The sequence below is a fragment of the Erythrobacter fulvus genome, assembly GCF_028595285.1.
Classification (GTDB): domain Bacteria; phylum Pseudomonadota; class Alphaproteobacteria; order Sphingomonadales; family Sphingomonadaceae; genus Erythrobacter; species Erythrobacter fulvus.
Genome location: NZ_JAQQXQ010000008.1, coordinates 36,362 through 60,634, shown reverse-complemented (window position 1 = coordinate 60,634; position 24,273 = coordinate 36,362). Strand labels below are relative to the sequence as shown.

General features: G+C 64.0%; 28 protein-coding genes. 18 read left to right on the top strand and 10 right to left on the bottom strand.

The features are described from left to right. Window positions 1-45: 45 nt before the first annotated feature. The 5 genes from dapD to OIK40_RS11360 form a co-directional block, all read right to left on the bottom strand. On the bottom strand, window positions 46-882 hold the full coding sequence (gene dapD, locus OIK40_RS11380; protein WP_273678456.1) for a 2,3,4,5-tetrahydropyridine-2,6-dicarboxylate N-succinyltransferase: 837 nt from the start codon (window positions 880-882) through the stop codon (window positions 46-48). A gap of 118 nt (window positions 883-1,000) precedes the next feature. After that, window positions 1,001-2,071, bottom strand: coding sequence for a phosphotransferase family protein (locus tag OIK40_RS11375; protein WP_273678455.1), 1,071 nt, complete (start codon window positions 2,069-2,071; stop codon window positions 1,001-1,003). Beyond that, window positions 2,071-3,159: a Zn-dependent alcohol dehydrogenase gene (locus tag OIK40_RS11370; protein WP_273678454.1), complete on the bottom strand. Its 1,089-nt coding sequence runs from the start codon at window positions 3,157-3,159 to the stop codon at window positions 2,071-2,073. The genes OIK40_RS11375 and OIK40_RS11370 overlap by 1 nt, the downstream gene beginning before the upstream one ends. Window positions 3,160-3,255: 96 nt before the next feature. Beyond that, a complete protein-coding gene (locus OIK40_RS11365) occupies window positions 3,256-4,593 on the bottom strand; it encodes an acyl-CoA dehydrogenase family protein (protein ID WP_273678453.1) in 1,338 nt (445 codons plus the stop codon). Window positions 4,594-4,672: 79 nt separating this feature from the next. Then, a complete protein-coding gene (locus OIK40_RS11360; RefSeq protein WP_273678452.1) occupies window positions 4,673-6,160 on the bottom strand; it encodes an MFS transporter in 1,488 nt (495 codons plus the stop codon). Window positions 6,161-6,373: 213 nt separating this feature from the next. Between OIK40_RS11360 and OIK40_RS11355 the strand changes: the two genes are divergently transcribed. From OIK40_RS11355 to OIK40_RS11340, 4 genes are all read left to right on the top strand, one after another. Further along, on the top strand, window positions 6,374-7,567 hold the full coding sequence (locus OIK40_RS11355) for an acyl-CoA dehydrogenase family protein (RefSeq protein WP_273678451.1): 1,194 nt from the start codon (window positions 6,374-6,376) through the stop codon (window positions 7,565-7,567). 82 nt (window positions 7,568-7,649) lie between these two features. After that, on the top strand, window positions 7,650-8,789 hold the full coding sequence (locus OIK40_RS11350; RefSeq protein WP_273678450.1) for an acyl-CoA dehydrogenase family protein: 1,140 nt from the start codon (window positions 7,650-7,652) through the stop codon (window positions 8,787-8,789). Window positions 8,790-8,793: 4 nt separating this feature from the next. After that, window positions 8,794-9,603: an SDR family oxidoreductase gene (locus OIK40_RS11345; protein WP_273678449.1), complete on the top strand. Its 810-nt coding sequence runs from the start codon at window positions 8,794-8,796 to the stop codon at window positions 9,601-9,603. 220 nt (window positions 9,604-9,823) lie between these two features. Further along, window positions 9,824-12,397 (top strand): TonB-dependent receptor plug domain-containing protein, encoded by a 2,574-nt coding sequence (locus OIK40_RS11340; RefSeq protein ID WP_273678448.1) that lies wholly within the window; start codon window positions 9,824-9,826, stop codon window positions 12,395-12,397. 106 nt (window positions 12,398-12,503) lie between these two features. Here OIK40_RS11340 and gmk read toward each other — a convergent pair whose 3' ends face one another. From gmk to OIK40_RS11325, 3 genes are read right to left on the bottom strand one after another with little or no spacing between them, the layout of a single operon-like run. Continuing rightward, the gene (gene gmk, locus OIK40_RS11335; protein ID WP_273678447.1) at window positions 12,504-13,154 is read right to left on the bottom strand and encodes a guanylate kinase; all 651 of its coding nucleotides are present in this window, start codon (window positions 13,152-13,154) and stop codon (window positions 12,504-12,506) included. A gap of 42 nt (window positions 13,155-13,196) precedes the next feature. Further along, on the bottom strand, window positions 13,197-13,571 hold the full coding sequence (locus OIK40_RS11330) for a hypothetical protein (RefSeq protein WP_273678446.1): 375 nt from the start codon (window positions 13,569-13,571) through the stop codon (window positions 13,197-13,199). Window positions 13,572-13,576: 5 nt separating this feature from the next. Next, the gene (locus OIK40_RS11325) at window positions 13,577-14,068 is read right to left on the bottom strand and encodes an SspB family protein (RefSeq protein ID WP_273678445.1); all 492 of its coding nucleotides are present in this window, start codon (window positions 14,066-14,068) and stop codon (window positions 13,577-13,579) included. Window positions 14,069-14,198: 130 nt separating this feature from the next. Here OIK40_RS11325 and hisB point away from each other — a divergent pair, with 130 nt between their 5' ends. The 13 genes from hisB to pal all read left to right on the top strand — a co-directional run bounded on the left by hisB (window position 14,199) and on the right by pal (window position 22,504). Next, on the top strand, window positions 14,199-14,807 hold the full coding sequence (hisB, locus tag OIK40_RS11320; RefSeq protein ID WP_273678444.1) for an imidazoleglycerol-phosphate dehydratase HisB: 609 nt from the start codon (window positions 14,199-14,201) through the stop codon (window positions 14,805-14,807). Further along, window positions 14,800-15,096, top strand: a complete 297-nt coding sequence (locus tag OIK40_RS11315) for a YciI family protein (RefSeq protein ID WP_273678443.1) — start codon at window positions 14,800-14,802, stop codon at window positions 15,094-15,096. Before hisB ends, OIK40_RS11315 begins: the two co-directional genes overlap by 8 nt. Beyond that, entirely contained in the window at window positions 15,089-15,715 is a 627-nt protein-coding gene (gene hisH / locus OIK40_RS11310) for an imidazole glycerol phosphate synthase subunit HisH (RefSeq protein ID WP_273678442.1), read from the top strand. Before OIK40_RS11315 ends, hisH begins: the two co-directional genes overlap by 8 nt. Continuing rightward, window positions 15,712-16,443, top strand: a complete 732-nt coding sequence (gene hisA / locus OIK40_RS11305) for a 1-(5-phosphoribosyl)-5-[(5-phosphoribosylamino)methylideneamino]imidazole-4-carboxamide isomerase (protein WP_273678441.1) — start codon at window positions 15,712-15,714, stop codon at window positions 16,441-16,443. The genes hisH and hisA overlap by 4 nt, the downstream gene beginning before the upstream one ends. After that, window positions 16,440-17,204 carry an imidazole glycerol phosphate synthase subunit HisF gene (gene hisF, locus OIK40_RS11300; protein WP_273678440.1) on the top strand — a complete coding sequence of 255 codons (765 nt, stop codon included), beginning with the start codon at window positions 16,440-16,442 and terminating at the stop codon, window positions 17,202-17,204. Before hisA ends, hisF begins: the two co-directional genes overlap by 4 nt. 14 nt (window positions 17,205-17,218) lie before the next feature. Continuing rightward, window positions 17,219-17,533: a phosphoribosyl-ATP diphosphatase gene (locus OIK40_RS11295; RefSeq protein ID WP_273678439.1), complete on the top strand. Its 315-nt coding sequence runs from the start codon at window positions 17,219-17,221 to the stop codon at window positions 17,531-17,533. Beyond that, the gene (locus OIK40_RS11290) at window positions 17,533-17,910 is read left to right on the top strand and encodes a histidine triad nucleotide-binding protein (RefSeq protein WP_273678438.1); all 378 of its coding nucleotides are present in this window, start codon (window positions 17,533-17,535) and stop codon (window positions 17,908-17,910) included. Before OIK40_RS11295 ends, OIK40_RS11290 begins: the two co-directional genes overlap by 1 nt. Window positions 17,911-18,124: 214 nt before the next feature. Continuing rightward, a complete protein-coding gene (locus OIK40_RS11285; protein ID WP_273678437.1) occupies window positions 18,125-18,571 on the top strand; it encodes a YbgC/FadM family acyl-CoA thioesterase in 447 nt (148 codons plus the stop codon). 7 nt (window positions 18,572-18,578) lie between these two features. Continuing rightward, on the top strand, window positions 18,579-19,280 hold the full coding sequence (tolQ, locus tag OIK40_RS11280; RefSeq protein ID WP_273678436.1) for a protein TolQ: 702 nt from the start codon (window positions 18,579-18,581) through the stop codon (window positions 19,278-19,280). Further along, entirely contained in the window at window positions 19,280-19,723 is a 444-nt protein-coding gene (locus tag OIK40_RS11275; RefSeq protein WP_273678435.1) for an ExbD/TolR family protein, read from the top strand. Before tolQ ends, OIK40_RS11275 begins: the two co-directional genes overlap by 1 nt. A 7-nt stretch (window positions 19,724-19,730) precedes the next feature. Continuing rightward, entirely contained in the window at window positions 19,731-20,543 is an 813-nt protein-coding gene (gene tolA, locus OIK40_RS11270) for a cell envelope integrity protein TolA (protein ID WP_273678434.1), read from the top strand. Window position 20,544: 1 nt separating this feature from the next. After that, complete coding sequence (gene tolB, locus OIK40_RS11265; RefSeq protein WP_273678433.1) at window positions 20,545-21,945, top strand: Tol-Pal system beta propeller repeat protein TolB; 1,401 nt, start codon at window positions 20,545-20,547, stop codon at window positions 21,943-21,945. A 37-nt stretch (window positions 21,946-21,982) separates the two neighbouring features. Next, on the top strand, window positions 21,983-22,504 hold the full coding sequence (pal, locus tag OIK40_RS11260) for a peptidoglycan-associated lipoprotein Pal (protein ID WP_273678432.1): 522 nt from the start codon (window positions 21,983-21,985) through the stop codon (window positions 22,502-22,504). Window positions 22,505-22,512: 8 nt separating this feature from the next. Here the strand turns inward: pal and OIK40_RS11255 are convergent, their stop codons facing one another. Next, complete coding sequence (locus tag OIK40_RS11255; RefSeq protein WP_273678431.1) at window positions 22,513-22,674, bottom strand: hypothetical protein; 162 nt, start codon at window positions 22,672-22,674, stop codon at window positions 22,513-22,515. 186 nt (window positions 22,675-22,860) lie between these two features. Here OIK40_RS11255 and OIK40_RS11250 point away from each other — a divergent pair, with 186 nt between their 5' ends. Then, entirely contained in the window at window positions 22,861-23,394 is a 534-nt protein-coding gene (locus OIK40_RS11250) for a J domain-containing protein (protein ID WP_273678430.1), read from the top strand. Between the two features lie 4 nt (window positions 23,395-23,398). Here OIK40_RS11250 and OIK40_RS11245 read toward each other — a convergent pair whose 3' ends face one another. After that, the gene (locus OIK40_RS11245) at window positions 23,399-24,232 is read right to left on the bottom strand and encodes an SDR family NAD(P)-dependent oxidoreductase (RefSeq protein WP_273678429.1); all 834 of its coding nucleotides are present in this window, start codon (window positions 24,230-24,232) and stop codon (window positions 23,399-23,401) included. Between the last annotated feature and the right edge of the window lie 41 nt (window positions 24,233-24,273).

Genomic DNA, 24,273 nt, shown 5'->3' with positions numbered 1-24,273 from the left:
TTTCCGTAGCGTCAATCAACCAGCGGGACGGCCGGATGTTCCCGATCAGTCGCGCAGCAGTTCGTTGATGCCTGTCTTCGATCGGGTCTGCGCGTCGACCGTCTTGACGATCACCGCGCAATAAAGGCTCGGGCCGGGGGAGCCGTCGGGCAAGTCCTTGCCGGGCATCGAACCGGGGACGACCACCGAATAGGGCGGCACTTCGCCGCGGTGGATTTCGCCGGTTTCGCGGTTCACGATCTTGGTCGATGCGCCGAGATAGACCCCCATCGACAGCACCGCGCCTTCGCCCACGCGCACGCCCTCGGCCACTTCGGCGCGCGCACCGATGAAGGCGTTGTCACCGATGATGACGGGTTCGGCCTGCAGCGGTTCCAGCACCCCGCCGATCCCCGCACCGCCGGAGATGTGGACATTGCTGCCGATCTGCGCGCACGAGCCAACCGTGGCCCAGGTGTCGATCATGGTGTTTTCGCCGACATAGGCACCGATATTGACGAAGCTCGGCATCAGCACCGCGCCCTTGCCGATGAAGCTGCCGCGGCGCACGATTGCGCCGGGCACGGCGCGGAAACCGGCCTCGCGGAAGCGGCTTTCACCCCATCCGGCGAACTTCAGCGGCACCTTGTCGAACGCGGATTCGCCTGCCGCACCATATTCCATGATGCGGTTGTCGTTGAGGCGGAAGCTCAGCAGCACCGCCTTCTTGAGCCATTGATTGACCTTCCAGCCTCCATTGCCGTCCGGTTCGGCCACGCGCGCTTCGCCGCAGTCGAGCATGGTCAGCGCGTCGCTTACCGCGTGGCGCAACTCGCTGGTGGAGGTCAATTCGGCGCGGTTTTCCCAGGCTTCCTCGATGGTGGCGATCAGCTTGTCACTCATGGCGTGTTCTCCGGCGCGAAATCGGCTTTCGCGCGCTGCTAGCCGCGCTGGAGACTGTCGGCAAGGCGTTACTCATCGTCCCAAAAGGGCCGCAAGCACGACCGCGCGTGCGAAAAAATCAGGAATCCATCCCTGCGGCGAGCGCGAACTGATAGGCACGTTCCGCGAGCGGGCGCACCCGCTCGCTCATCGCCTGCGCGTGGGCGCTGGAAGCCGTGCCGTCGATGACGCGCTTCTTGATCCCCTGCATGATCCCGGCGAGCCGGAACAGGTTATAGGCGAAATACCAGTCCATTGGCGGCACGGGGTATCCGGTGCGCGCCACGTAACGTTCAACCGCCTCTTCCTGCGAGGGAATGCCCAGCGCTTCCAGATCCAGTCCAAGCAACCCCGCGCGCCCGTCGGCGGGGTTGTGCCAGTTGAGCATCAGATAGCTGAAATCGGCAATCGGATCGCCCAGTGTCGACAGTTCCCAGTCGAGCACCGCGATGATCTTCGGTTCGGTCTTGTGGAAGATCACATTGTCGAGCCGGTAGTCGCCATGCACCACGCTCGACGCGTTTTGCGCCGGAATGGTTTGCGGCAGCCATTCGATCAGCCGCTCCATTTCCGGCATGTGCTCGGTTTCGGAGAGCTTGTACTGCTTGGTCCAGCGGGCGATCTGGCGCGCGCAGTAATCGGTCGGCTTGCCGTAATCGCCCATGCCGATTTTCTGCGGATCGTTGAGGTGCAGTTCGGCCATGGTGTCGATCAACGCATGATAATGCGCGCGGCGTTCGTCGGGGCTGAGGCCCGGCAGTGCGCCGTTCCAAAGCGAGCGGCCGTCGGCCATGCTCATCACGAAGAACTTCGATCCGATCACTTCCGGGTCTTCACAAAGCCCAAAGGTGCGCGGCACCGGGAAGCCGGTGGGATACAGTCCCGTCATCGCCGCATATTCCCGATCGACCGCGTGCGCCGAAGGAAGCAGCTTGCCAAAGGGCTGGCGGCGCAGAACGTATGACCTGCCCGGCGTGTCGATCCGGTACGTCGGGTTCGACTGGCCACCCTTGAACTTGGTGTAGCTGATCGGCCCTGCGAAGCCTTCGACATTGGCTTCGAACCAGCGGGTCAGGCTGTCGAGGTCGAGCGCGTCCTTCTCGGTCACTTCGACCGTGCCGACCATTTCCTTGTCGAAATCGATATCCATCAGTCGAACACCACCACACTGCGCGCGGAATGGCCGGCGCGCATCTTGTTGAAGCCTTCGTTGACCTGATCAAGCGGAATACGCTCGGCGATGATCGTATCGAGATCCAGCAACCCGCGCAGATAGAAATCGACGAGGCGGGGAAGGTCCACGGGGAAGTGGTTCATCCCCATGATCGCGCCCATCAGCTTCTTGCCGCCGAGCAGGTCCATCGCCGACAGGCCGACCTTGCAGTCCAATGGCATCATGCCGAGGATCACCGCGGTACCGCCGCGCCGCAGCGAAGCGACCGCAAGATCGGCCGAGGCCTGACGCCCGACCGCCTCGATGCCCCAGTCAACTCCGCCGTTCGAAATGGCGATGATCTGCTTGGCCGCTTCGGGATCAAGCGCATCGACGGTGTGGGTTGCGCCCAGGACTTCGGCCAGCGCGCGCTTTTCGGGCAGCGGGTCGGCCGCGATTATCTTGCCCGCGCCGGCAATCTTTGCCGAGTTGATCGCCGCAAGGCCGACGCCGCCGCAGCCGACCACCAGCACGGTTTCGCCCGGGGTGACTTTGCAAGCGTTGAAGATCGTCCCAGCGCCGGTCGTCACCGCACAGCCGAGCAACGCGGCACGATCGAACGGCATGTCCTTGTCGATCGAAACGCAGGCGTGCTCGTGGATCAGCATCTCTTCCGACAGCGCCGACAGGTTGAGCATTTGGTTGACCGGCGAACCGTCGGCAAAGGCGATGCGTGATGCCTCGCCCTTCACGCGGCGGGTGTCGCCGCCAAGGCACAGCGCCATGCGGCCCGTCACGCAGAACTCGCAGTGGCCGCAGAAGGCCGACAGGCAGGAGACGACGTGATCGCCCGGCTTAACCGTCTTCACCTCGTTGCCCACCGCGCGCACCACGCCCGCCGCCTCGTGCCCGGGAATGCAGGGCAGGGCATGGGGGTAATGCCCGTCGATGAAGTGCAGGTCCGAATGGCACAGGCCACAGGCTTTGGTGTCGATCAGGACTTCATGCGGGCCGGGCGCGGCATAGGTAACCTCTGCGATGCGAAGGCCCTCGCCGGGAGTTTCGAGGATGGCGGCTTTTGCCATGAGCAAATCTTTCCGTTCGGTTCGAACAAAGGCGAAAACCGTCCGTGCGAGCGTCTCTCGATCTGGCTCGACACGGACGGTTATGCGCTGATGCGCTTAGCGGGCCACGCCCATGTCGCCCGAGCTAAAGCTCTGGCCGTCATTGGCGGCACGGCCATGATCGCCGCGCAAGGCGTTGGCGGTCGGGCCGGGGACGGGGGCGTGCTTGGCGAACTCCATATGCGCGATCGAGCGGGCGTGGACTTCGTCAGGCCCGTCGGCAAGGCGCAGGGTGCGCTGGTGGGCATAGGCCGATGCGAGGCCGTAATCCTCCGACACGCCGCCGCCGCCATGGGCCTGGATGGCATCGTCGATGATCTTGAGCGCCATGTTCGGCGCCTGCACCTTGATCATCGCGATTTCCTGCTTGGCCGCCTTGTTGCCGACCTTGTCCATCATGTCGGCGGCCTTGAGGCACAGCAGGCGGGTCATATCGATGTCGATGCGGGCACGCGCGACGCGCTCTTCCCAGACCGAGTGCTTGTAGACCGGCTTGCCGAACGCCTCGCGCTCCTGAAGGCGGCGGCACATCTTGGCGAGCGCTTCCTCGGCAACGCCGATGGTGCGCATGCAGTGGTGGATGCGGCCCGGCCCGAGGCGGCCCTGCGCGATCTCGAACCCGCGCCCTTCGCCCAGCAGCATGTTGGTGACGGGGACGCGAACGTCCTTCATCTCCACTTCCATGTGGCCGTGCGGGGCATCGTCATAGCCGAATACGGGCAGGTGCCGGATGATCTTCACGCCAGGGGTGTCGATCGGCATCAGCACCATCGATTGCTGGGCGTGGCGCTGGGCGCTGAAATCGGTCTTGCCCATCACGATCGCGACCTTGCAGCGCGGATCGCCAAGGCCGGATGACCACCACTTGCGGCCATTGATCACATATTCGTCGCCGTCGCGTTCGATACGGGTCTCGATATTGGTCGCGTCGGACGATGCGGTGTAGGGCTCGGTCATCAGGAAGGCCGAACGGATCTCGCCGTTCATCAGCGGACGCAGCCACTGTTCCTTCTGTTCGCGCGTGCCGTAACGGTGGAACACCTCCATGTTGCCGGTATCGGGCGCGGAGCAGTTGAACACCTCGCTCGCCCATCCGATGCGGCCCATTTCCTCTGCGCACAGCGCATATTCAAGGTTCGTCAGGCCGGGGCCTTCGAATTCAAAGGTGTCGTCGACGTGATGATGACTGTCGTTGCGCGGCGGCATGAAGAGGTTCCAGATGCCGGCTTCCTTGGCCAGCTTCTTCTTGTCCTCGATGATCTGGATCACCTTCCAGCGGTCACCCTCGGCGTCCTGCGCCTTGTAGACATCCATGTTGGGGCGCACATGCGTCTCGATGAAATCGCGCACACGATTGCGCCAGTAAACCTGACGTTCGGTGGGTTCGAAATCCATGGGGGTGTTCCTCTCTCGTCCTGAATGAAAACCGAATCTGGGGATGACCGTGGCAGAGCGTGACGCACGCGCCAAGCCTTCATTTTGGGTGCGGCACTACTCCGGCAGTTGCGGCCGCTGGGTCGGCGTCCGTAGCTTCGCCGATGGGCGCGGCAGCCCGGTGCGCGCGCCTCGCCGCGAGCCTGTTGACCCGCGCTTCGTGTTCTTCGCGGCTGATCGGAAAGCGTGCCAGCCACCAAGCGGCAAAGGTCGCGAGGATAATCATCGCGCTGCCGTAATAGATCACCAGGTCGCGCAGTACGGAGGCCGGCACGTCGCCAGGCTGGGCATCGGTTGAAAGCTGCGCCAAACCGATAATCTGCCCCGACATGAAGATCCCGGCGCCGGTCGCGCATTTCTGCACCAGCCAATTGCCGGAATAGAACGATCCCTCCGCCCGCCTGCCGGTGCGTTCCTCGAAGGATTCGACGATCTCGGCAATCATCGAGGTGGCCGACACCAACGAGACGATCCCCAACCCCGTACCCACCAGAGCGAAACTGTAGAACAGCGCCGCGGACGCATTGGTGCCCGGCTGCGGCCAGAAGCCCGCCAACAGCAGCGCGAAAGGCGTCAGGCCGATCACCGTCCCGACAATCATCCCCAGCGCCGCGGTATGGGCCTTGCCCAGCCGGCGATGCATGGGAGCGATGGTGACGAACATCAGCAAGACCGAGCCAAACAGCATCAGCGGGAAGAAAAACAACTGGTTGCTTGAAAGCTGCCAGACGAACAGATTGACGTAGTTGGTCAGGGAAAAGTTCAGCCCTTGGTGGACATAGGCGGCCATGCCGCCGGCGGCGAAGATCAGGAACGCGCGCTCCGAAAAGGCTTCGGTGATTTCGCCGAACGCGCCCTTGAGGCTGAATTGGCCAGGCTTGACCGCGGGCCGGTGGGCGACCAGCGCGTGCTGGCCCAGCGCCGATCCGATCACCGATACCGCCATCAGCACCGCCCCGAAGATACCAAACGCGACATAGCCTTCGCGCTGCAAAAGTCCTTCGGAGCCTGGCATGAACACGGTGTAAGCCAGCACCATCATCCCCAGCCCCCCGATCCATCCGCCCATCGCGCGATAGCGGAACAGGGTGGTGCGTTCGTCATAATCCGCAGTGATTTCCGGCACGAGGCTGATCGACGGAACTTCGCAGGCCGATAACAGCACCCGGACGGCAATGGCGATGGTGACCAGCCCGACGAAGCTCGGGGCCTCGCCTCCGGGCGGGCTCCACAGCAGCACCCAAGCGACAGCAAGCGGGATCGGGGCGGCATAAAGCCACGGCAGGCGGCGACCCCAGCGGGTGTAGGTGCGGTCGGACAGGTTGCCCAGAATCGGATCGACCACAGCGTCAACGAGCAGGGCGATCAAAAGGGCCAGACTAACCAGCCCCGCGTCCATGCCCAGCACCTGATTGTAGAAAATCAGGAGAAAGAAGGAAAAGCCGTTGTCCTTCACCCCGAATGCCACCGCGCCGAAGCCCTGAATGAGCTTCAGCCGCATCGGCAGCTTGCCTTGGATAAAGCTCACGCCGGACTGCTCCGCCGCAGCCGAGGCGCTCGGATTCTCCGCCAATCTCTCTCTCCCGTCTCCGGTTTCGAACCTAGACCGATTGCACCGCGCGTCAATCGCCTCACCGCTGACGCTACGGCATCTTGGTACGGGCGAAGAGCGCTTGCAGAGCCTTGCGAATTGCCACTAACGTAAGCGTCAAGTGAGAGCCTGAACGAGAGGAGAATCGGCATGGCCGATCTGGAAACATTCCGCAGCGAAACCCGCGCGTGGCTGGAAGCGAACTGCCCCCCCGAAATGCGCGAACCCGTGCGCGACGACGAGGACGTCTATTGGGGCGGCCGCCGCGCGACCTTCAAGAATGATGCGCAAAAGGCGTGGTTCGAGGCCTGCGTTGCCAAGGGCTACACCGTGCCCGCATGGCCCAAGGAATATGGCGGCGCCGGGCTTTCCCCGGCCGAGGCCAAGGTGCTGCGCGAGGAAATGAGCCGCATCAACGCCCGCCCGCCGCTGTCGAGCTTCGGCATCTGGATGCTGGGCCCGGCACTGCTGCAATTCGGCACTGAAGGGCAAAAGCAGCGGTTCCTCAATGAAATCGCCCGTGGAGAGATCCGCTGGTGCCAGGGTTATTCGGAACCCGGTTCGGGCTCCGACCTCGTTTCCTTGCAGACTTATGGCGAAGACAAGGGCGATCATTGGGTCGTCAACGGCCAGAAGATCTGGACGTCCTACGCCGATCAGGCCGACTGGATCTTCTGTCTTGTCCGCACGGACAAGAACGACAAGTACAAGGGCATCACCTTCATGCTCTACGACATGGCGAGCGAAGGGGTGACGACCAAGCCGATCCTGCTGATCAGCGGCAACTCGCCTTTCTGTGAGACCTTCTTCGACAATGTGAAGGTGCCCAAGTCCTATGGCGAAGACGTGCCGGCCTATGTCGGCGAGGTCAATCGCGGCTGGGATGTGGCCAAATATCTGCTCGGCCACGAGCGCGAGATGATCTCTGGCGCGGGCGGCGGGGAACGTTCTGCCGCGATCGGCGCGATGATGAAGCGCCACGCGGCCAAGCTTGGCGACGAGCTTGACCCGGTGCTGCGGGCAGAACTGGCGATGTTCGATGTCGATGCGCTGGCCTACACCGCGATGGGCGAGAAGTTCCTTGACGAAATCAAGGTCGGCAAGGCCCACCCCGCACAGCCGAACATGATGAAATATGTCGGCACAGAGCTGAACAAGCGTCGCCACGAACTGATGATGGCGGTCGGCGGCTCGCGCTCGCTCGAATGGGAGAGCGAGGACACCGGCGGCGGCAAGCCGGCGCGGGGCTGGCTGCGCACCAAGGCCAATTCGATCGAGGGCGGCACTTCGGAAGTCATGCTCAACGTGATTTCCAAGCGCATCCTAGATCTGCCGGGCGCCTGATCCGCAAACGCACATGCAGGGCCGCTTCCGCGCGACGGAAGCGGCCCTGTAAATCACCAGAATTCGGGAGAGGGAAACTCCGATGCCCCTGTATCACAATGACGATCAGGCCATGCTGGCCGACACCGCCGCCGGCTTCATGGCCGAGGAAGGCAATATTGCCAAACAGCTGCGCCACTGGCGCGACCGCAACTGCAAGGACGGCTTCGGCCACGGCTTGTGGAAGCAGATGGCCGAAATGGGCTTTACCGGGATGCTGGTGGACGAAGCCGACGGCGGCCTCGGCATGGGCCATGTCGAGGCCGGGATCGTGCTGGAGGAAATCGGCCGCAATCTCACGCCTTCGCCCTTCCTCACCTCCTCGGTGCTGGCGGCGACTGCGCTGAAGCATGGCTCGGACGATGTGAAGGGGCGCTACCTTCCTGACCTGATCGCGGGTGACTCTGTATTCGCCGTCGCAATCGACGAGACTGCCAAGCACCGCCCCTCGCGCATCGCCACCCGCGCGGAGAAGTCGGGCAATGGCTTCAAACTGTCGGGCACCAAGAGCTTCGTGGTTCAGGGCGGCAGCGCCGACATGATTGTGGTCGCGGCGCGCACGTCCGGTTCGGACGATGATGTCGACGGGATCACTCTGTTTGCAGTGCCGAAGGATGCCGCCGGCATCAGCCATGACGCGGTGCGGCTGGTAGACAGCTCGATGGCGACCCATACCAAGTTCGACGGCGTCGAATTGGATGGAGATGCCGTGATCGGCGAGATAGACGGTGGGCGCGCCGTGCTCGACGCGATGCTGCTGGCCGGCCGCGTCGGCGCTGCGGCGGAGGGCGTCGGCGTTGCACGCGGGGCGATGGACATGACGGTCGATTACCTCAAGCAGCGCAAGCAGTTCGGGCGGCTGATTGGCGAATTCCAGGCGCTCCAGCACCGCGCCAGCCACCTCTATTCCGAAGTCGAGATCGCGCGTGCGGTGACCATCAAAGCGCAGCAGCTGCTCGATGCGGGCAGCCAGCAGGCCGACCTGATGGCCAGCGTCGCCAAGGCCAAGGTCGCCAAGACCGCGCGTCTTGCGGTACAGGAAGGCGTGCAGATGCACGGCGGCATCGGCATGACCGACGAATACGACATCGGCCTCTATATGAAGCGCGACCGTGCGCTGGCCGAATTCCTGGGCGATGCCTATTTCCACGCCAACCGCGTGGCCGAACTTAGCGGGTACTGATCACATGGACATTCAATCACTTTTCAGCCTTGAAGGGCGTATTGCGCTGGTCACCGGGGGTAGTCGCGGGATCGGCAAGATGTTCGTCGAAGGTCTGCTCGCGGCAGGCTGCGCACGGGTCTACATCTCGGCGCGCAAGATCGAACAGATGCAGGCGACCATCGACGAATTCGGCGCGGATCGCGTGATCGGCATTCCCGCCGATCTGTCGCAGATGGACGGGATGGTCAGCCTCGCCAACGAATTGAAGGCGCGCGAGAGCCGGCTCGATATCCTGATCAACAACGCCGGTGCGGCGTGGGGCCAGCCCTATCTCGAATTCTCCGAGGCCGGCTGGCACCGGACGATGGACCTCAACGTCAAGACGCCGTTCTTCCTCACCCAGAAGCTGCACGATCTGCTGGTCGAAGGCGGCAAGCACGGGCACCCGGCCAAGGTGATCCACGTCTCGTCAATCGACGGGCAGCGGATCAACCCGTGGGAAACCTACGCCTATCAGGCGTCGAAGGCGGGAGTGATCCAGTTGACCCGGCGCATGGCCGCACGGCTGATCCAGGACAATATCGTCGTCACGTCGATCGCGCCGGGCGCTTTCCCCTCCGAAATGAACAAGGCCGCCAAGGATGCGCCCGATGCCAGCGCCTCGGGTATCCCGGCCAAGCGTATCGGCACCGCCGAAGACATGGCAGCCGCCGCGATTTACCTGTGCAGCCGCGCAGGCGATTATGTGGTGGGCGAGACGCTGACGGTCGACGGGGGTGTGGTCAACGCCCACCTGCCGAGCCACTTTGCCGACCCCGGCGGCAAGGGCTGAAGCCCCCGAATTCAGATGCAAAGGGGCCGTCGGAGCGATCCGGCGGCCCTTTTTGTTGATCGAGACAAGGGATGGCAGGGCGCTCTGACCGCATGATTGTCACCGAAATGCCACAACCGCGATCATAAAGCCGCCAAAATGGCAATTTTGTTATACATTTTTGGTGCCGGCTATAATTTTCGCCCACCCAAGCTTCCATTCACCAATGAGGTTACCCTTGATGTCGATTCGTACGACTTGCCAAGCGGGCAGCGCGCTCGCGGCTATTGCTCTGGCCAGCATTGCGCATCCTGCCTTCGCACAGGACAACGCTGCATCCGCCGAAGCGGCAGACCCCGCTTTCGACGATATTATCATCGTCACCGGCACCCGCCGTACCGACCGGACGGTTTCCGAAAGCGCGGTGCCGATCGACGTGATCGGTTCGGAGGCCCTGCTCAACCAGGGCACGACCGAAACCAACCGCCTGCTGAACAACCTCGTGCCATCGTTCAACTTCCCGCAGCCTTCGCTCACCGACGGTACGGACTCACTTCGTCCGGCCACATTGCGCGGCCTTGCGCCCGATCAGGTGCTGGTGCTGGTCAACGGCAAACGGCGCCATTCGTCGGCGCTGCTCAACCTCAACGGATCGATCGGTCGCGGATCGACAGGCGTGGACATGAACACCATCCCGCCGCTGGCGATCGATCGCATCGAAGTGCTGCGTGACGGCGCAGCCTCGCAATATGGTTCGGACGCGATCGCAGGCGTGATCAACATCCAGCTCAAGAAGCGCGAAGGCGGCCGCGCACAGGTGACCTACGGCAAGTACATCACCACGATGGAAGATGTGGCACAGGTCGATACGGTCTCGCCCACTACTGCGGCGAGCGGCGATCCCGCGATCACCTTCACCGGCCGCGACCGCAAGCGGCGTGACGGCGATACGATCACCATGGCTGCCAATGTCGGGCTGCCGGTGGGCGACACCGCCTATGTTAACGTGACCGCCGAGTACAAGGACCGTGATCCTACCAACCGTTCCGGCCCCGATATCCGGCGCCAGTATTCGGGCATCGGCGACCCGCGCGAAACCACCTTCGACCGCTACAGCCACCGTTTCGGCGACGGCAAATCGGAAGACGTGAACCTGTTTGTCAACACCGGCGTGGACGTGGGCACTTCGTTCGAGCTCTATGCCTTCGGCAGCTACGGCAACCGCAAGGCCAATGGCACGGGCTTTTACCGTCGTTCGCTCGACGCGCGTAACCGTGACTTCGCCAATGGGGGCCAACCCTTCTACCCTGACGGCTTCCTGCCGCAGATCGACGCCGACATCGAGGATATCGCCGGCGTGCTCGGCATCCGCGGTGAGGCTGGCGGCTGGAATCTCGACCTGTCGATCAACTACGGCAGCAACCGCCTCGATTATGGCGTGTCGAACAGCTGGAACGCCTCGCTGGGCGGGCTGGTGAGTCCGACCGAATTCGACGCGGGCGGTCTGCGTTCGGGCCAGACGTCGGTCAATTTCGATGCGCAGCGCGACATTGAACTCGGCATCGGCGACAGCTCGATCGCCTTCGGCGGCGAATGGCGCAACGAAAATTACAAGATCGTGCCGGGCGAGGAAGCGAGCTGGATCGCCGGCCCGTTCACCTTCTCGAACGGCGCGGCTCCGGGCGCTCAGGTGTTCCCCGGGTTCCAACCCTCGACCGCCGTCGATGCCTCGCGTGACAGCTATGCCGCCTATGTCGAACTCGACACCGATCTGTCGGACATGTTCAACGTGCAGGTTGCAGGGCGCTACGAGCACTTCTCGGACTTCGGCGACACGCTGAACGGCAAGATCGCCGCGCGCTTCGAACCGGTCGAAGGCCTCGCCTTCCGCGGTTCGGCATCGACCGGCTTCCGCGCGCCGGGCATGGCGCAGCAGTTCTTCTCCACCACCTCGACCAACAACGTCGCGGGCGTGGGGCTGATCGAGATCGGCACCTTCCCGGTCAATTCGCCAATCGCCGTGGCGCTGGGCGCTCAGCCGCTCAAGCCGGAAGAATCGGTGAACCTCAGCGCCGGTGTGGTGTTCACCATGGTCGAGGGTCTGAACCTCACCGTCGACTACTACAACATCGAGATCACCGATCGCATCGTGCTGACCGAGAACCTGCAAGGGGCCGACGTGGTCGCCCTGCTGCAGGCGGCCGGTGTTGTCGGCACCTCGGCGCGGTTCTTCATCAACGGGATCGACACCCGCACCCAGGGTCTCGACATTGTCGCCAATTACCGCGTGCCCGATTTCGGTGCGGGCCGTTTCACGCTGACGGCGGGCTACAATATCAACGATGCCAAGATCACCGACCGCGCGACCTTCTCGGGCTTCAACGCCCAGCGGTTGTTCGCCCGTCCGGAGAGCTTCCGTCTGACCGACGGCCAGCCTTCGAACAAGCTGAACGTCGGGGTCGACTGGGAGATGAACCCATTCGGTGCTTCCTTGCGCGCCAACCGCTTCGGTTCGGTGTTCCTGCCGGTCGGTTCGAACAGCGACATCACCATTCCCAAGGGTGCGGCACCAGGCGATGTGACGCTCTCGCCGAAATGGGTGGTCGATCTGGAAGCGCGCTTTAACCCGGCCGAGATGGTGCAGGTGGCGATCGGTGCGAACAACCTGTTCGATCAGTATCCCGATCGCCTGCCGTTCGGTGTGGTCGACGGGTTCAACTTCGGCCTGAACCAGAGCTTCCTGCCCTATTCGTCGCAGTCGCCTTTCGGCTTCAGCGGCCGGTTCGTCTACGGGCGCGTCAGCGTCGAATTCTGATCTGACGAAAACAATAGGAGGAGGGGTGCCGCCAATCGCGGCGCCCCTCCTTTATTTTCGACACCTCGAAAAGCATGTCTTTTCGCAGCGGCGCGAACCGCCCGCGTTACTGCATCAACCCGCGTACGAAGGGGATAAGCCCGGTCTGGCGGGCACGCTTCATCCGTTCGGCTTCCAGAATCGCGCAGACCTTGGCGAAGCACAGGTTCACGTCGTCATTGATGATGACATAGTCATAGCCGTCCCAGTGGCTGATTTCGGCCCGGGCGCGCTCCATGCGGGCGGCGATGACGTCGGGACTGTCGGTGGCGCGGTTCTTCAGGCGGCGGTGCAGCTCGTCGATGGAGGGCGGCAGGATGAAAACCCGCACAACGTCCTGCTGGTCTTTCTGGTAAAGCTGCTGGGTGCCCTGCCAGTCGATGTCGAACAGGAAGTCCTGCCCTTCCTTCAGCGCGGCACGGATCATGCCCTTGGGCGTGCCGTAGCGGTGGCCGAATACCTCGGCCCATTCGTAGAAATCGTCCTCGTCGATCATCGCCTGAAAGCGCTCGGGCGTGACGAAGTGGTAATGCACTCCGTCGATTTCGCCCGGACGCGGCGGGCGGGTGGTGGCCGAGACCGAGAGCTTGATCTCCGCATCTTTCGCCAGCAGCATTTTCGACAGCGTTGTCTTGCCCGCGCCCGAAGGCGAGGAGAGGATGAACATCAGGCCCCGGCGCTGGAGCGTGTCGGAAGGATTATGTGTGCTGTCGCCCATAGGCCCCGTTGCACCAACACTGACGTACAAATCAAGGGGCGGTCAGGATTCGCTGTCGCCGTGCTTGCGCGCGCGGCGTTTCGCCTCAAGCCGCTTGCCGCGATCATACAGCACCTTTGCTGCGAGACCGCCTGCCACCACAGCAAGGCCCGCAGGTGAACGGGTAGCGAGCTTGCTTGCGCTCCAGAGCGCCACTGAACTGACCATGCCGCGCCCTTCGATCAGGCGCCGCGCCTTGTCACCGTCAAGCTGGCCCGTGATCAGCCCCTTTTCCAGCTTCCGGCGCAGCAGCGAGCCCGCGCCGCGCAGCACGATATCGGCAATGACGAGGTTGGTAACCGGATCGGGCGAAGGCAGGCGCGATGTGCCGGAGACGCCGGTGTCGCTGCGCTTGCCCGGTGACTTGCGCCGCGCCATCGGATCTATTTCTTGCGTCCGAAATCGACGCTCACGACGTTCGAGCCATCGCCATCCCCGTCGCCATCACCATCGGAGCCGTCATTTTCGGCGTCTTCGTGGGCTTCGGGCTCCAGCTGCTCGACCGCGGCCTGAAACTGCAGCCCGAAATCGACCGCAGGATCAACAAAGGCAGTGATCGCAGCGAAGGGAATCGTCAGCTTGGCCGGCACCTGGTTGAAGGTGAGGCTGACCGAAAAGCCCTGCGCACCCACTTCGAGATCCCAGAACTTGTTCTGCAGCACGATCGTCATCTCGTCGGGGAAGCGTTCGCGCAGATGAGGGGGAATCGATACCCCGGGCGCACCGGTCTTGAAAGTAATGTAGAAATGGTGCGCCCCGGGCAGCGTACCGCCGCCATTGACGATCGAGCCCAGCACCCGGCCGACCACCGCGCGCAGGGCTTCCTGCACGATCTCGTCATAGGGGATCAGACTGTCGGGCGTGTCATTGCTCATACTTGGTGAATCGTGACGGGCAGCGCGGGGTTGGTCAAGCCTTTCCGGCGCTCCCCACTGCGTTTGGCAGGGGATAGCGCGTGGCCGCAGGCGCTTGTGTTGGCCTGCGAGAGGACTATAGCGCCGGGACATGGCCAACATCCCCGCCCGCACCGGCTCGGTAACCCGCAACACCACCGAAACGCGCATCGCGATTCACGTCGATCTCGACGGCACCGGCACCTATGACGTGTCGACCGGAATCGGCTTTCTCGATCACATGGTCGAACAGTTCAGCCGCCATTCGCTGATCGACGTGACCATGAAGGTGGAAGGCGATCTTCACGTCGATCAGCACCACACCACCGAGGATTCGGCGATCGCGCTGGGGCAGGCAATCACGCAGGCGCTGGGCGACAAGGCCGGGATCGGGCGCTACGGCGCGGCCTATTCGCCGATGGACGAGACGCTCAGCCGTGTCGCCCTCGACATTTCGGGGCGGCCTTTCCTTGTGTGGAAGGCCAAGTTCACGCAGGAAAAGCTGGGTGAATGGGATACCGAGTTGATCGAACACTGGTTCCATTCGGTGGCGCAGGCGGCGGGCATCACGCTGCACATGGAACTGCTCTACGGCAGCAACAACCACCACATCTGTGAAAGTCTGTATAAGGGCTTTGCCCGTGCGATGCGGCAGGCGGTGGAGCGCGACCCGAGAAAGGGTGGGGCGATCCCGTCGACGAAAGGCCAGCTCGGTGGCTAGCATCTTTATTGCCTCATTGACGTATTCCGTGCCGATCGAACGGATCGACGCGGTGTTGGCCGATCATCTGGCGTGGCTGAAGGCGGGACACGAGGCGGGGCATTTCATCGCCTGGGGCCCGCGCGAGCCACGCGACGGCGGCCTGATCTTCGTGAAGGCCGGCAGCCGCGCCGAGGCAGAGAGGATGCTGGCGAGCGACCCGTTCATCATGCACGGGCTGGCCGATCTGGCCATTACCGAATGGATTCCGCGCATGGCCTTCCCGGGGCTGGAGGCATTCAATGGCTGAGGTTGTTGCCTTGGTCGATTACGGCGCAGGCAACCTCCACTCGGTGCATAATGCGCTGAAGGCGGCGGGAGCGGAAGTGACCGTCACCGCCGATCCCTACGTGGTGCGCGCGGCCGACCGGATCGTGCTGCCCGGTGTCGGCAGTTTCAAGGCCTGCGCCGAAGGGTTGCGCGCGGTGCCGCACATGATCGAGGCGATGACCGAGCGGGTGCAAGTCGGCGGTGCGCCGTTCCTCGGCATCTGCGTAGGGATGCAGCTGCTGGCAGATCGCGGGTTGGAGCACGGCACCACCCCTGGACTCGGCTGGATCGCGGGAGAGGTGCGGCTGATCGAGCCGAGCGACCCGGCGATCAAGGTGCCCCACATGGGCTGGAATGACGTCGCGGTGCTGCCCCATGCGAAGGATCATCCGGTCATTGAGGAGGGCGAGGCCTATTTCCTCCACTCCTATCACTTCGCCGCCAGTGACGGACACGCTGTCGCCGCGATGACCGATCACGGCGAGGGGCTGGTGGCCGCCGTGGCAAAGGGCAACATCCTCGGTGTGCAGTTTCACCCGGAAAAGAGCCAGTCTTACGGTCTGGCGACGCTCCGGCGCTTTCTGGAGTGGTATCCGTGATTGTATTTCCTGCGATCGACCTCAAGGGCGGCCAGGTCGTCCGCCTTGCCGAAGGCGATATGGACCGCGCCACGATCTACGGCGATGATCCCGCCGCACAGGCGATGATCTTTGCGGACGCCGGGGCCGAGCATCTCCACGTTGTCGATCTCGACGGCAGCTTTGCCGGCGAAAGCCGCAACCGCGCGGCAGTGGAAGCGATTGTCGCGGCCTTCCCGGGCTATGTGCAATTGGGCGGTGGTATCCGCGATGCCAAGGCGGTTGAAGGCTGGTTCAATCTCGGCGTGGCGCGGGTGGTGATGGGCTCTTCGGCCCTCAAGAACCCCGATTTCGTGCGTGAGATGGCGCGAGAATGGGAAGGCGGCATCGTCGTCGCGGTCGACGCCAAGGACGGCATGGTGGCGACCGAGGGCTGGGCGGAGGTCTCCAACGTGCCTGTCACCGACCTCGCCCGCCGGTTCGAGGATGCAGGCGTGGCCTCGCTTCTGTTCACCGATATCGGCAGAGATGGCCTGCTCAAGGGCGTCAACATCGAGGCGACCGTGGACCTAGCCCGCCGGGTCGATATTCCGGTGATCGCCAGCGGCGGGGTGAAGGGGCTGGACGACATCCACATCCTTGCGCTCCACGCGCATGAAGGGATCGAAGGTGTGATCACGGGCCGCGCGCTCTACGAAGGGCGGCTCGATCTGGCTGCGGCGATTGCGATGGGCGCGCGGGCAGCATGACCGTCCGCATCCGAGTCATTCCCTGCCTCGACGTCGCAGATGGCCGTGTGGTCAAGGGCGTCAATTTCGTCGATCTCAAGGACGCAGGCGATCCGGTCGAGCAGGCGCGCGCCTATGACGAAGCGGGGGCGGACGAGCTGTGCTTTCTCGACATTTCCGCCAGCCACGAAGGGCGCGGGACGCTGCTCGACATGGTGCGGCGCACGGCAGAGGTGTGCTTCATGCCACTCACCGTCGGTGGCGGGGTGCGCTCGCCTGAGGATGCTCGCGCGCTGCTGCTGGCAGGCGCGGACAAGGTCGCGGTCAATTCCGCCGCGGTCGCCCGGCCCGAACTGGTGGGCGAAATCGCGGAACGGTTCGGCAGCCAGTGCGTGGTCGCCAGCGTCGATGCGCGTCGCACACCGCGCGGGAACTGGGAAATCTTCACCCATGGCGGGCGCAAGCCGACCGGGATTGATGCGGTGGAGTATGCCCGCAAGGTGGCAGACCTCGGCGCAGGCGAATTGCTCGTCACGTCGATGGACGGGGACGGGACGCGAGCTGGCTATGACCTCGATCTCACCCGCGAGATTGCCGATTCTGTCAGCGTGCCGGTGATCGCCAGCGGCGGGGTGGGGAGCCTCGAACACCTCGTTGACGGCGTGACAAAGGGCCACGCCAGCGCGGTGCTCGCCGCCAGCATTTTCCATTTCGGCCACCACACCATCGCCGAGGCCCACGCGGCGCTAAGGGCGGCGGGCTTGCCCGCGCGCGGGGTTTGACCGAAAGAAGCGCCATGGACACCCTTTTCCGCCTCGAAGCGACCATCGCCCAGCGCCTCACCGCTTCGCCGGAGGAAAGCTATGTCGCAAAGCTCCATGCCAAGGGGCTGAACAAGATCGCTCAGAAGTTCGGCGAGGAAGCGACCGAGGCGGTAATCGCCGCGCTCGCGGGCGACGAAGCCGAACTGGTGGGCGAGGCGGCGGACGTGCTGTTCCACCTCATCGTGCTGCTCGCCGAAAAGGGGGTGCGGCTCGAACAGGTGCTGGCCGAATTGGACCGGCGCGAGGGGCTGTCCGGTCTCGCCGAAAAAGCATCACGGAGCGAATAATGCCGATCGACCCGACCCTGCCCTACGACGACGCCAACATCTTCGCGAAGATCCTGCGGGGGGAAATCCCGTCGAAAAAGGTCTATGAGGACGAATGGGCCTTCGCCTTCGAGGATATCAATCCGCAAGCCGAAATCCACACGCTGGTGGTGCCCAAGGGGCGTTATGTCAGCTGGGACGATTTCTCGGCCAAGGCCTCAGATGCGGAGATCGGCGGGTTCGTGCGCGCGGTGGGCGAAGTCGCGAGACGCAAGGGCCTTGTCGAACCCGGCTATCGCCTGCTCGCCAATATCGGCGCGCATGGCGGGCAGGAAGTGCCGCACTTGCACGTGCATATCTTCGGCGGCCAGCCCCTCGGGCGTATGATTTCTGTGTAATGCAAGCCCGTCCGGGCTGCATTTTCCTCGCTCACACGGCCCGACGGCCGCGTCGCTGCGGGCGGGCGCCTGAACTCTTTGGCGCCTTTGTGGTCGCTTTGCGACCGATGATCGCGCGGCGTTGATCGCTGACGGGACTCGTTCCACCGCCATTCATCGACAAATCGCAAGACCCGCCTTTGCAGCGATTCCCTGCTGCGCTAGGTGGCGCGTGATGATCTCTCCCAATCCTCCCGACGGCGTGATCGATGGTGCGCGGCATCTTTATGCCGTGCGCGTCTATTACGAGGACACCGATCTGTCGGGGATCACCTATCACGCCAATTACCTGCGCTGGTTCGAACGTGCGCGCTCTGACCTGCTGCGCCTGCTCGGGATCGACCAGCGCGACGCGATCGAAAGCGGCGAGGGCGCCTATGCGCTGTCTGAGGTGAACCTCCGCTACCTGCGCCCGGCCAAGCTGGACGACGATGTGGTGATCGAAACCCGCTGCACCGAACTCGGCGCTGCCTCGTGCCGGATGCACCAGATCGCGCGGCGGGGCGAGGATGTGCTGTGCGAGGCGCAGCTTCGCGTCGGTTTCATCACTCTTGACGGCCGCCCGCGCCGCCAGCCTGCCGAATGGCGCGCTGCCTTCCAGACTTTCATGAACGAGGATTGATAGACACGTGACGCTCGCCCTGCTTAGCGCCGCCGCTCCTGCGCCAACCCGGCTCAACCCGGTCGATCTCTTCCTGCAGGCCGATATCATCGTTCAGGCGGTGATGGTGGGTCTTATCCTTGCGAGCATCTGGGTGTGGATGATCATCGTTTCCTTCTCCCTGCGGCTTGGGAAGCTCGACAAGGCATCGCGCGAATATGAGGGCGCTTTTTGGGAAGAGCCCAACACTCAAAGCCTGGTCGGTAAGCAGCAGCGCCGCGAGATTCCCGCTGCGCGGGTCGTTGGCGCGGGGCTGGACGAGTGGAAGAAATCCACCGCCAAGCAGCCGGTCGATCGCGACGCTGCCCGCCAGCGGATCGGTGCTGCGATGGAAAGCCAGGTTGCCGAGGAGGCTGACGACCTCGCCGGGCGGCTCAATTTCCTCGCCACGGTCGGCTCGGTCGCGCCTTTCGTCGGCCTGTTCGGCACCGTTTGGGGGATCATGAACAGCTTTTTTCAGATCGGCGCGCAGCAGAGCGCGTCTCTGGCCGTGGTTGCCCCGGGCATTGCAGAGGCGCTCTTCGCCACCGCGATCGGCCTGTTTGCCGCGATTCCGGCGGTGATCGCCTATAACCGCTTCTCAGGGCTGGTGAACCAGTACGAGGCCAAGCTGCAACGGTTCGCCGACAAGGTTCACGCCGGGCTCAGCCGCGAACTGGACCGCGTCTGATGGGGATGGGGATCGCCTCTGCATCCCGTCGCCGTGGCAAGCGCACGCGCCGCGCGGCGATGGCCGAAATCAACGTTACGCCTTTGGTGGACGTGATGCTGGTGCTGCTGATCATCTTCATGGTGACGGTAACCTTGCCTGCGGTCGGCGTGCCGGTGGAGCTTCCCGAAAGCCGTGCCGCGCCGGTTGAGGAACAGCCCGATCAGGTAACCATTTCGATCGACCGTGCGGGCGTCATCTATATCGAGAACGAGGCAGTTTCCGCAGGCGGTCTGCCCGAAGCGCTCGAAGCGCTTGATCGCGGGGGTGAGCCGCCGCTGATCGTGCTGCGCGGCGATCGCAGCCTGGATTATGGCCGGGTAATGGCGGTGATGGGCGAGTTGGGTCGGGCCGGCTTCACCTCGATCTCGCTGGTCACCGACGGTTCAGTTTCGCCGCCATAAGCCGCGCATGATGGGAGATATCGCCTTTCGCAACGAGGAAAAGGTCGGCCTGCTGGTCGCCGTGGTGCTGCATGGCGCCCTCGTTGCGGTGCTGCTGATGCAGGCGGTGCGGAGCGAGGTCTCGGTATTTCCCGAAAGGATGACGGTGAGCCTTGCGACCGAGGTGGGACTGGAGGCGGCCTCGCCCGATCCGGTCGCCGAAAGCCGCGCCGCAATCGCGCCTACGCTGGCCGATGATCCGGCCCCCGCGCCCGAACCGGCTCCCGCGGAACGGGTCGAGCGCGCCGAGCCTACTCCGCCCAAACCGACAGCGCGCGCGGTGAGCACCCAGCCAGCGCCCACCCGCGAACGCTCGCGCCCTGATCGCACGCTCGCCGCGAAGCCCAGCCCTGCGCCCGCCAAGGCGGCGGAAAAGGGTGGGGGCAGCCGGATCGGTGACGATTTCCTCGAAGGCAAAGGCTCCTCGACCACCACCGACGAAACCCGCGCTCCGGCTGCGAAATTCGGCAGCGCGGAGCGCGCGGCGCTCGCCAGCGCCATCACCCGCCAGCTACGGCCGCACTGGACTGCGCCTTCGGGTGTGGACGCGGAAAGGCTCGTTTCGACCGTTTCGTGGGACCTTAATCCGGACGGCACCTTGCGCGGGCGTCCACGCTGCAAAACCGATCCGGCGAGCATCACCACCAGCAATCAGCCGCAAGCCGGCCTCCACTGCGAACGCGCGATCCGCGCGGTTCAGCTTGCCGCCCCTTTCAACCTGCCCGAACAATTCTATGATCGCTGGAAGGCGCTCGAATGGCAATTCGACCGAAGGCTCTGACATGACAAAGACGTATCTTCTGCTTCTTACTGCCGCGCTGATCGCTGCGCCTGCCGCTGCGCAGGATCTGGGCGCACCGATGGGTGAGGATGGTCCTGTCGAGCGCGTCGCTGTCGAAGGCGATGACGCGGACGGCCCGCTGCGCGGCACCGTTACCGACGAGAGCGCGTGGTCCGATATCGGCATCGCCATCCCGGCCTTCGCCACCGACCGCGAGCGGCCGACACCCGCCAATGCCGACGGCACCGGCGCACTGGGGCGCGAAATCGCCCGCGTAATCACCGCCAACCTGCGCAATAACGGGCTGTTCAAGCCGGTCGGCCCGGACAGCCTTCCGCAGCCCGGTTTCGGGCAAATCACGGCGCCCGCCTTCGGCACCTGGAGTGGCCGCGGGGCGGAGATGCTGGTGCACGGCTATGTCCGCGCCCGCGATGACGGGCGGCTGGTGGTCGGTTGCTACCTCTACGACGTTGCCTTGCAGGACGAACTGGTGCGCGAAGGCTGGGTGGTCGGCCCGGCGGACTGGCGGCGTGCGGCGCACAAGTGTTCCGACCTCATCTTCTCGCGCCTCACCGGCGAAAGTCCGTTCTTCGACAGCCGCATCGCCTATATCGCCGAAACCGGTCCGAAGGATCGGCGCGTGAAGCGCCTCGCGATCATGGACTCGGACGGCGCCAACCACCGCTTCCTGACGCTCGGCAGCGCCACCGCGCTGACTCCGCGCTATTCGCCGGACTATTCGAAGATCCTCTATCTTTCCTATGTGGACGGGAATCCGCGGATCTATGTCTACGACATCGGCACCGGCAAACAGACGCTGGTGACCGAGAACCGCAATCCCACCATCGCGCCGCGCTGGTCGCCCGATGGCAGATACATCCTTTATTCGATGGCGGTGGCGGGCAATACCGACATCTACCGTGTACCGACCACCGGCGGGCAAAGCGTGCGGTTGACCAACAATCCCGGGATCGACGTCGGCGGGTCCTATTCGCCCGACGGTCGCAAGATCGTGTTCGAAAGCGATCGTTCGGGCAGCCAGCAATGCTATGTGATGGATGCGGACGGATCGAACCAGAAGCGCATCAGCTTCTTCGGCGGGCGCTGCGCCACGCCCGAATGGAGCCCGCGCGGCGACCAGATCGCCTTCACGCGGATCGCGGGCGATTTCAACGTCGCTGTGATGAATACCGGCGGCGGCAACATGCGGGTGCTGACCCGCGGGTGGCAGGACGAGGCCCCGACCTGGGCGCCCAACGGCCGCATCATCCAGTTCTTCCGCACCGAGAAGAATACCGGGCGCTCGGCGATCTGGCAGGTCGACCTGACCGGCCAGAACGAACGTCGCCTGCCTACCCCTGTCGATGCCTCCGACCCTGCCTGGGGCCCGATCCGTCCGTGATGAAATGAACCGCGTTAGCTTGAAAGGAAACAGAACGATGAACACCAAGCTTGCCACGATCCTGCTGCTGGCTTCGGCCTCAACGCTCGCTGCCTGCGCCAAGAAGGCCCCCGAGCAGCTGCCCCCGCCGCCGGAAACCGCGCCGACCCAGAGCTACACCCCGACTCCGACACCCACGCAGAGCGGCCCGGCGGTCGGCACGCAGGGGCATTTTGCCGCGGCGGTCGGTTCCTCGACCACGATCTATTTCGACACCGATCGCTACAATATCGACACGCAGGATGCCGCTGCGCTGCAGGCGCAGGCGCAGTATTTCGCTCGCTACCCGCAGGTCACCTTCACCATCGAGGGCCATGCCGACGAACGCGGTACGCGCGAATACAACCTCGCGCTGGGCGAACGCCGCGCCAATGCGGCAAAGAACTTCCTTGTCAGCCTGGGCGTCGATCCGGGCCGGATTTCGGTGGTGAGCTACGGCAAGGAGCGCCCGGTGGCGCTGGCCTCCAACGAGGCGGCCTGGGCGCAGAACCGCCGCGCCGCTTCCGTCATCATCAACTAAGGCTGGGTTCAGCCGTTAAGCAGGCCGGGCGAAAGCTCGGCCTGCATTTCGAAGAGCGGCTGAGAGGCCGGCGCTTCGACCCCTGCAAGATCGCGAGCGCTTGTCACCACGCACAGCCCGGCGAGGGCGAGTACGCAGAACAGGCTGGACAGGTTCAATTGCTGGCTCATTTCTTGCGTCTTTCCGGCCACGCGGGAACATTCCCGCGGCCTCGGGTCTTCTAGTGCAATGCAACATTTCACATTGCAACTTGTTCCCGTGGTCGCATCGCTTTGCTTTGTGCGCCACCTCGCCTAGATTGAACGCCTGATGCCTTCGACCAACGACATTTTTTCTCACCGCGACGGTGCTCGCGTATGAGCCGCGCGCGCCGTTCGATGGATTGGGGCTTCCCGCGCTGGCGGCCTTACGGCTCCTCGCAAGAGGCGACAAATGTCCGCATCTGCGACCGTCACGGTTGCGACGAGCCGGGCGATTGCCCCGCCCCGAAGGCACCCAACAGCCGGGAGCGGTGGTATTTCTGCCAGAAGCACGCGGCCGAATACAATTCCAAGTGGGACTATTTCGAGGGTCTTGAGAAGGCCGAGAAAGAGGAACGCGCCCGCGCCGAGCGAGCCGAAAGCGCCGGATATGCTGAATCCGCGCATTATGGCTGGGCTGGATCGGGTGACGGTTCACGCTCCGCCGACGAGATGCGCGCGCTCGAAGTGCTGGGGCTGGAGCCTGACGTGGATTTCTCCGCGATCAAGAAAGCCTACCGTGCCCGTGCAAAGGAAGTGCACCCTGACGTCAAGCCGGGCGACAAGGAGGCCGCGCGCCAGTTCCAGCTGATCCAGACCAGCTATGAAGTCCTGCGCGCTGCGGAAGAACGGCGCGAGTGGCGCGGGTGAGACCCTAGGCCGAAGGGCCCGCGAACCCCTTGCCCTTGCTGTCGATCCGGGGATCGGGGTTGTCGTTCCACCATGCGACGTCGGTCCACGGACGAACATCGACCTCGTGGCTCCAGCAATTGCGCGGCTGATGGGCGAGGTGCCAGTAGGTTTCGGCGAGCACGGCCGGATCGATGATCCCCTCCTTGCCCTTTGCGGCTTCAAACATGTCCCATTTGTCGCCCAGCAGACGAACCAGCGTGTCGGGTGAACGAACCGGCCCGTCGACCACGACATGGGCGACGTGGATACCCTGCGGCGCGAATTCGGCGTTCAGCGTCTGGCACAGCATCCGCCGCCCGCCCATTGCTGCGGCATGGCTGTGTTGCCCCGCATTGCCGCGCATCGCTGCCGTCGCCGAAGTGACCAGCAGGGTGCCATGCGCGCCGGTCTTCGCGCGTTCGACCATCAGCGGGAACAACGCATGGGCCAGGCGGAACACCCCGAAAGTCGCCAGCCGCCAACCAAGCTCGAAAATGCGGTGCGGGGTCTGATCAAGGCTCCGGTTCCCGATCTGCGCGCCCAGATTATAGAGCGCGCAATGGATCGGGCCGATATCGCGTTCCGTGCGTTCGACCAGATCTTCGATTGCCCCGTCCTCGGCAGCATTGAGCAAGGTGCCGGAGGCCGAGCCGCCCACCGCCTCAATCTCTCCGACCAGCCGCGCAAGTCCCGCTTCGTCGCTGCGCCGCGCCATCACCGCGTGATAGCCGCCTGCAGCAAAGCGTTTGGCGGCATTGCCGCCGATCCCGGCGCCTGCGCCGATTACGAGGAATACGGGTTTGCGGCTGTCAGTCATGGCATTCTCCCCTCGCTGCGGCTTGTGGCCTAGCAGGCGAG

Excerpts from the sequence above, each read along its gene's own strand:
- OIK40_RS11285 (WP_273678437.1), top strand. The coding sequence starts at position 18,125 with ATGATCTCTCCCAATCCTCCCGACGGCGTGATCGATGGTGCGCGGCAT.
- OIK40_RS11290 (WP_273678438.1), top strand. The coding sequence starts at position 17,533 with ATGCCGATCGACCCGACCCTGCCCTACGACGACGCCAACATCTTCGCG.
- pal (WP_273678432.1), top strand. The coding sequence starts at position 21,983 with ATGAACACCAAGCTTGCCACGATCCTGCTGCTGGCTTCGGCCTCAACG.
- OIK40_RS11330 (WP_273678446.1), bottom strand. The coding sequence starts at position 13,571 with ATGGCGCGGCGCAAGTCACCGGGCAAGCGCAGCGACACCGGCGTCTCC.
- tolA (WP_273678434.1), top strand. The coding sequence starts at position 19,731 with ATGATGGGAGATATCGCCTTTCGCAACGAGGAAAAGGTCGGCCTGCTG.
- dapD (WP_273678456.1), bottom strand. The coding sequence starts at position 882 with ATGAGTGACAAGCTGATCGCCACCATCGAGGAAGCCTGGGAAAACCGC.
- OIK40_RS11370 (WP_273678454.1), bottom strand. The coding sequence starts at position 3,159 with ATGGCAAAAGCCGCCATCCTCGAAACTCCCGGCGAGGGCCTTCGCATC.
- OIK40_RS11255 (WP_273678431.1), bottom strand. The coding sequence starts at position 22,674 with ATGAGCCAGCAATTGAACCTGTCCAGCCTGTTCTGCGTACTCGCCCTC.
- hisF (WP_273678440.1), top strand. The coding sequence starts at position 16,440 with ATGACCGTCCGCATCCGAGTCATTCCCTGCCTCGACGTCGCAGATGGC.
- tolB (WP_273678433.1), top strand. The coding sequence starts at position 20,545 with ATGACAAAGACGTATCTTCTGCTTCTTACTGCCGCGCTGATCGCTGCG.
- OIK40_RS11355 (WP_273678451.1), top strand. The coding sequence starts at position 6,374 with ATGGCCGATCTGGAAACATTCCGCAGCGAAACCCGCGCGTGGCTGGAA.
- OIK40_RS11325 (WP_273678445.1), bottom strand. The coding sequence starts at position 14,068 with ATGAGCAATGACACGCCCGACAGTCTGATCCCCTATGACGAGATCGTG.
- OIK40_RS11340 (WP_273678448.1), top strand. The coding sequence starts at position 9,824 with ATGTCGATTCGTACGACTTGCCAAGCGGGCAGCGCGCTCGCGGCTATT.
- hisB (WP_273678444.1), top strand. The coding sequence starts at position 14,199 with ATGGCCAACATCCCCGCCCGCACCGGCTCGGTAACCCGCAACACCACC.
- OIK40_RS11365 (WP_273678453.1), bottom strand. The coding sequence starts at position 4,593 with ATGGATTTCGAACCCACCGAACGTCAGGTTTACTGGCGCAATCGTGTG.
- OIK40_RS11350 (WP_273678450.1), top strand. The coding sequence starts at position 7,650 with ATGCCCCTGTATCACAATGACGATCAGGCCATGCTGGCCGACACCGCC.
- OIK40_RS11345 (WP_273678449.1), top strand. The coding sequence starts at position 8,794 with ATGGACATTCAATCACTTTTCAGCCTTGAAGGGCGTATTGCGCTGGTC.
- OIK40_RS11275 (WP_273678435.1), top strand. The coding sequence starts at position 19,280 with ATGGGGATGGGGATCGCCTCTGCATCCCGTCGCCGTGGCAAGCGCACG.
- OIK40_RS11250 (WP_273678430.1), top strand. The coding sequence starts at position 22,861 with ATGAGCCGCGCGCGCCGTTCGATGGATTGGGGCTTCCCGCGCTGGCGG.
- OIK40_RS11295 (WP_273678439.1), top strand. The coding sequence starts at position 17,219 with ATGGACACCCTTTTCCGCCTCGAAGCGACCATCGCCCAGCGCCTCACC.
- hisH (WP_273678442.1), top strand. The coding sequence starts at position 15,089 with ATGGCTGAGGTTGTTGCCTTGGTCGATTACGGCGCAGGCAACCTCCAC.
- gmk (WP_273678447.1), bottom strand. The coding sequence starts at position 13,154 with ATGGGCGACAGCACACATAATCCTTCCGACACGCTCCAGCGCCGGGGC.
- OIK40_RS11245 (WP_273678429.1), bottom strand. The coding sequence starts at position 24,232 with ATGACTGACAGCCGCAAACCCGTATTCCTCGTAATCGGCGCAGGCGCC.
- OIK40_RS11375 (WP_273678455.1), bottom strand. The coding sequence starts at position 2,071 with ATGGATATCGATTTCGACAAGGAAATGGTCGGCACGGTCGAAGTGACC.